We start from the raw sequence: 5,290 nt of genomic DNA, 5'->3' as shown, positions 1-5,290 counted from the left end.
TGATTTGCCTCCTGTGTAGGCGGTTGATGGTTAGGCGCTGGCGGGGCTGCTATCCCCGTCCTGCGCCGCCCTGAGTTCTTCCAGATACAGCCGCAGCGCCTCGGCCTCTGCGTCTGTGGCCCATATCTTCCGGGCCTTGCGGCCCATGGCTCGCTGCTGCTCGGCAAAGCGGGCCTGTCGTATAGCGTTAGGGGTGGCCAGCAGGTTGCCGGTGCGCTTGTCGTGTTTGTCTTTCATGCTTCCCTCCACGGTAGAGCTAACACTATGACAGGCATTAGCTCTAATGCAAGCGTTTTATCCTAATGTCGGCCCTCGATACTGCTGTTTCTCGGCCTGCTTCGCCAGCTCGGCGCGGGCCTCTTGCACCTGCGGCAGCTCCATCACTTTCTGCACCGTGCGCTTGATGTAATCGGCCTCATGGCCCGCCTTGCGCTCCATGATGGCGGGGCTGGCCTCGGCCATGGCCTTGGCGATCTCGTCCGGCTCCCGGCCCTTGCTGGCCAGCTTCATGGCGGCGATGAAATCGCACTTGCTGAGGTCGTCACCGTACCGCTTGACCAGCCCGGCCATTTCGCTGCGGTAGTCGTCCACGGCGTCACGGCGGTAGCTGCGCTTTGGCCCGGCCTCGATGCCTTCCAGCCTGCGGGCCTTCTCCTGTCGGCGCTTGATGCTGTCCAGCACCTGCCCGGCCTGCTGCATCAGCTCCGGCCCTGCGGTGGCGCTCTTGCCGCTGGACTCCCGGCACAACACCCACGGCTGATAGCCGGTGCGGCTGGTGTGCTTGTCCTTACGGTTGGTGAAGCCCGCCAAGCGGCCATAGTGGCGGCTGTCGGCGCTTGCCCGGTCGGCGTCATACTCGCGGGCCAGCTCCCGGGCAATCACACCCCTGTGGCCTGCTGGGGCGTCCTGCGCCACCTTCACCCATGCCTGATAGTTCTTGGGGCTGGTCTCGATGACGGCGGCAGGCTCCCGGCCCTCCTGCTTCATGGCGTCCAGATCGTCGCTGCTGAGGTCGTCCACCAGCACCAGACCATGCCGGGCCTGCTCGGCGGGGCGAATGTAAATATCGTTGCCCTGGGCATTCATGCGCTTGAGCCAGGCGGCGTTCTGCTGCACCTCATGCGGTGCCCACTCCCGGTTCATCATCTTGCCGCTGGCGGCGTCCCGTATGCCAATGTCGTACCGGTCGCAGCCCATGGCCTTGAGCTGCCGGGCTATGGCTTGCGCGGTGCGGTCGCCCTTCATGGTGTGAGTAGTCGTAGCCATATCGTCCCGTCCTCCGTGGTCACTACGCGCAGATCCAGCGAGAGCCATGATGCGATCAGCAGCGCCAGAATAGGCGTCACGGAAGCGATCAAGACTCCTACCCATAGCCGCCACGTCCAGCCACGGGCGGCGCTCCGGGCCGTCTGGCTGGCCTTGGTCAGCTCCCCGGCGGCGGCCCTCATGTCCTTGGCTGCCTCCCGCCATGTGTTCATGGCCTGCTGCTGCTGGCTCGTCCAGCTCGCGGCCTGTTCCTCGCTGGCCTGCTGCACCTCGGCTATCCGCTGCCGGGCTTCGTCCGCCAGTGTCGCCATGCTCTGGGCCAGCGGCTCTATTTCTGCCGCTAACTCGTTGATTCCTCTGGACTTCCTCACTCTGTCTATCGCGCTCATGCTCGATAACCTCCCGGTATTCTTGTAGGTCGATGATCTGGCCGTTGGCCGTGTCGATGGCTAGGGCGGTGTCGGCCCGCTCGGTGCGGATGCCTCGGGCCTCCATTTCCACCACGTTGGGGCCAAGGTGGATGCCCGGCAGGCGCTCGATGCCCTGCGCCTCAAGGGTGCGGTGGTCAATGCGGGCCTCGTGCCCGGCCTGCTCAAGGGCGCGGTTGGCGTGGTGGCTCCATGCCTCGCGGGTCTGCTCAAGCCATGCTTTGGGCTTCAGGCTTTCGGACTTCTGCGCCCCGCCCCGCTCTGGCTGTTTGGCGTTGTACCGCTTGAACCACTGGTCAGCCGGGCGCTCGATACCGTCGTTCTTCCGCTCGGAGATCATCAGGTGGCAATGGGGGTTCTCGCCGTCACCGGCATGGATAGCCAGCGTGTACGGCAACCGCTCGCCCTCGGTCAGGTGGCGGGCGAACTCGTCCACCAGCTTCCGCTGCTGATGTAGGGTCAGCTCCACGGGCAAGGCAAACTCGACCTCTTTGAACAGGCGACCGTTGGCCCGCTCGTACAGGTCGGCACCGTCCCAGTAGTCGGCGGGACGCTCGGCCCACTCGGGCAGGTGGCCGGACTGGGTATGTAATACCTCGTCACGGTCGCGGGAGTAACGGCCCTCCCGCTGAATGTAATCGGCTTTCGCCTTGGCCGACTGGCCGCCGTTCCGGCTGCCGGTCTTGGCCGTAAGGTGATAGATGGCCATAGGGGTTTAGCTCCATGCATATGGCCCTCGGAGAGCGCACAGCCCCGAAGGGGTGCCCGAAGGGCAGTTTCTCGCAGAGAAACCGGTAAGTGCGCCCTCCCGTCAGAATGACGGTCGGGGTTTGCGGCGTCTGTGCTCCGATGATAGCATGGTGGCAAGCACATAACCAAGGGGACTGTCAATATGGCAAAAGCAGCGGATAGACTCGCCAAGCTGGAAGAACAGCGGGCACGAATCAACGCCGAGATCCAGCGGGTCAGGGCACGGGAGCAGCAGCAGAAGCGCAAAGAGGACACCCGGCGCAAGGTGCTGGTCGGTGCGTGGATACTCGGCAGGATAGAGAGCGGCGAATGGCCAGAGCAGCGCCTGCTCGATGGGCTGGACGGCTACCTAGAGCGCGACCATGATCGGGCACTTTTCGGACTGCCACCCAAGCAAGAACAGCAGCACGGCAAGCCGGAGCCGCAAGAGGGGCAGGGTTGACAGTTGCAACCGCTAAAATTGGAAAAAGACATCAATAAAAAGATGGGTGAAGAAAAATGAATGAGGATATGCCAAGAGCACCTAATGCCGGCTGCCCTGCATGTGGCCGAGCCGATAATTTAAGCCCGATTTATCCGCTGTTAAGCGAGAGCGCGGACGATAGCGACCGAGAGGAGTATCAAAGGGAAATCGCTACTGGTGAGATAGAACCCGAGGGTTTCGAGTGTATTTTTTGCGGGTACAGCACCATTTGGGATTGAGCGATGAAGGCAGAGATAGCCAAGCGCAAGGCGGCCAGCATGGCCCCTGCGGGGCTGCACACCGCCCCCGCCCTGCGGGCAGGGGTAAAGGCCGCTAAAGCGGCTAAGAGCGTCTGCGGGCTTCCTGCGGCGTCTGTGCTGGGGTTTGGGTTTGCGGGCCTTGGCCCGCCTTTTCCCCTACCGCGTAGCGGTGGGGGCGGTGTGTAGCCTAGCGCAGCGGATAGAGCAGCTATCCGGCCTCTGGCCGGGCATTTTGGGCAAGGGCAAACAGCGCCCCACTAGGGCGCTGTTAACCGCGCCTAGTGGATTATTCTTAGATAATCATGGATGGATTTTTTCAGCACCCCGCCAGCCCCCGCCCCTGCTGGGTTTGCAGGTTTGGGGGCGTCACAGTTACGCCGGGGGTTCGTCACAGTTACGCCGGGGGGGCGTCACAGTTACGCCGGGGGCGTGACAGTTACCGGGGGGGGTGTCAGCCTGCCGCCTTGGGCCGGGTAATGTCGTACTTGCCCGCCGCGAACTCGGCCACCGTCCAGCCCAGCGCAGCCAGCTCTGGCAGCGCCTCACGCACCCGCTTGCGCCGCATGCGCATGGTCGAACCACTGGCCTCTGACGGCCAGACATAGCCGCACAGCGTGTCTATGGCCGCCTTGCCGGTTTTGCCGGGGTCGATCCAGCCACACAGCCGCTGGTGCAGCAGGCGGGCGGTTTCGCTGTCCAGCGCCCGCACCTCGTCCATGCTGATGCGCACATGCTGGCCGCCACCCATGACGGCCTGCGCGATCAAGGGGTTCAGGGCCACATACAGGCGCCCGTCTGCCTCGTCGCTGGCGTACTCGGCAAGCAGCCGGAACCCCTGCCGCTTGCGGCCATTCTGGGCGATGATGGAGACCGTCCACAGGCGCTCAATGCACTCCCGGATTGCCTTGAACTGGCTGCCGCCATCCTCTGCATACCCGATTTCACGGGCCAGCGCTCGATAGCTTCCCTTGACCACCATGGCGTCAGCCTCGACGGCCTCCCACTTGGGTTCCAGGAACAGCCGGAGCTGTTGCCCGCCTTCGGTCTTGGGTTCCGGGCCAAGCACCAGACCGCTCGGCCCGGCCATGGCCACCAGCCCCTGCAGGATGCGCAGATCATCAGCGCCCAGCGGCTCCGGCCCCTTGAACTCGATCCGCTTGCCGTCGCCGTAGTCATACGTCACGTCCAGCTTGCTGCGCTTGCGCTCGCCCCGCTTGAGGGCACGAAACAGGCCGGGGGCCAGACAGTGCGCCGGGTCGTGCCGGACGTGGCTGAGGTTGTGCTTAGGCTTCGCCACGGGGCACCCCCTTGCTCTTGCGTTGCTTTTCCAGCACGGCGGGCTTGAGTACCCCGCCGTCATGCCGCCTGAACCAGCGGTCTTTGAACGGTGCCCCATAGTTGGCCTTGCTCACGCCGTAGCGCACGAAATAGGGCCGCTGTGAGTCGTCTACGCCCCATTCCTCGGCCTCGGCGGCCGTCATGCCGGACAGGTAGGACTGCCAGCGGATGTTATCCACCAGCACGGACGATCCCCGGCTGGCCTGCTGCTGGTCGCCTGCGCCCATCATGGCCGCGCCCTTGCTGGCATGGTGCAGGAACACGATAGAGCACCCGGTATCGGCGGCGATAGCCTCCATGCGGCCAATCACCTGGGCCATGGGGCCGCTGGCGTTCTCCTCCTCGATGTGGAACCGGCGCAGCGTGTCCAGCACCATCAGGCGGCGGCCCTCGGCGGCGCGTTTGAGGCCGTCGAACCAGTCGGCGGCCATGATGTTGGGCAGGCTGCCGATCAGCGGCTGGATCAGCAGGCCGTCAGCCACGGCTTGCCGTTCTTCGGCGCTGAGGTGCGCCCCCAGTGCGTGCAGGCGGTGATGAATGGCGGTAGGCGGATCTTCGGCGGGCAGGTAGATCACTGAGCCGGTGGGCAGCTCGCCCACGTCCAGCAGGTCGGGGCCGCCCGCGATCTGTGCGGCCAGTTGCAGGGCCAGCATGGACTTGCCGGCTCCACCGGGGGACACCAGCGCCCCCACGGTGCCGGCCACCATGTTGGGCAATACGTAATCAATCGGCGGCGGTAGCTCTGTGAAGCTCGCCAGAATGTCGATAGGCTTATGGGTAGCCAT

At 64.5% G+C, this 5,290-nt stretch carries 7 protein-coding genes and 1 pseudogene; 1 reads left to right on the top strand and 7 read right to left on the bottom strand.

What is annotated here, in order from left to right; all coding sequences use genetic code 11:
* Positions 1–30 precede the first annotated feature (30 nt).
* The 4 genes and pseudogenes from urfF to ACWPW6_RS19400 form a co-directional block, all read right to left on the bottom strand.
* Positions 31–237: a plasmid repression protein F gene (urfF, locus tag ACWPW6_RS19415; RefSeq protein WP_454210247.1), complete on the bottom strand. Its 207-nt coding sequence runs from the start codon at positions 235–237 to the stop codon at positions 31–33.
* Between the two features lie 57 nt (positions 238–294).
* Positions 295–1,245, bottom strand: coding sequence for a DNA-primase RepB domain-containing protein (locus tag ACWPW6_RS19410; protein ID WP_454210251.1), 951 nt, complete (start codon positions 1,243–1,245; stop codon positions 295–297).
* The gene (locus tag ACWPW6_RS19405; RefSeq protein WP_454210249.1) at positions 1,242–1,655 is read right to left on the bottom strand and encodes an IncQ-type mobilization protein MobB; all 414 of its coding nucleotides are present in this window, start codon (positions 1,653–1,655) and stop codon (positions 1,242–1,244) included. Before ACWPW6_RS19405 ends, ACWPW6_RS19410 begins: the two co-directional genes overlap by 4 nt.
* A gap of 106 nt (positions 1,656–1,761) precedes the next feature.
* Positions 1,762–2,403: pseudogene (locus tag ACWPW6_RS19400) on the bottom strand (MobA/MobL family protein); the annotation flags it as partial.
* Positions 2,404–2,586: 183 nt separating this feature from the next.
* Between ACWPW6_RS19400 and ACWPW6_RS19395 the strand changes: the two are divergent.
* On the top strand, positions 2,587–2,886 hold the full coding sequence (locus ACWPW6_RS19395; RefSeq protein ID WP_454210245.1) for a hypothetical protein: 300 nt from the start codon (positions 2,587–2,589) through the stop codon (positions 2,884–2,886).
* A gap of 140 nt (positions 2,887–3,026) precedes the next feature.
* Here the strand turns inward: ACWPW6_RS19395 and ACWPW6_RS19390 are convergent, their stop codons facing one another.
* The 3 genes from ACWPW6_RS19390 to ACWPW6_RS19380 form a co-directional block, all read right to left on the bottom strand.
* Positions 3,027–3,206 (bottom strand): hypothetical protein, encoded by a 180-nt coding sequence (locus ACWPW6_RS19390; protein WP_454210243.1) that lies wholly within the window; start codon positions 3,204–3,206, stop codon positions 3,027–3,029.
* Between the two features lie 412 nt (positions 3,207–3,618).
* Positions 3,619–4,464 carry a replication protein C, IncQ-type gene (gene repC / locus ACWPW6_RS19385; RefSeq protein ID WP_454210241.1) on the bottom strand — a complete coding sequence of 282 codons (846 nt, stop codon included), beginning with the start codon at positions 4,462–4,464 and terminating at the stop codon, positions 3,619–3,621.
* Positions 4,451–5,290 carry a helicase RepA family protein gene (locus ACWPW6_RS19380; RefSeq protein ID WP_454210239.1) on the bottom strand — a complete coding sequence of 280 codons (840 nt, stop codon included), beginning with the start codon at positions 5,288–5,290 and terminating at the stop codon, positions 4,451–4,453. Before ACWPW6_RS19380 ends, repC begins: the two co-directional genes overlap by 14 nt.

Source organism: Providencia sp. Marseille-Q8014 (assembly GCF_965112055.1).
Note: the sequence above shows the minus strand (reverse complement) of the source record. Positions and strands in the feature narration are given on the sequence as shown.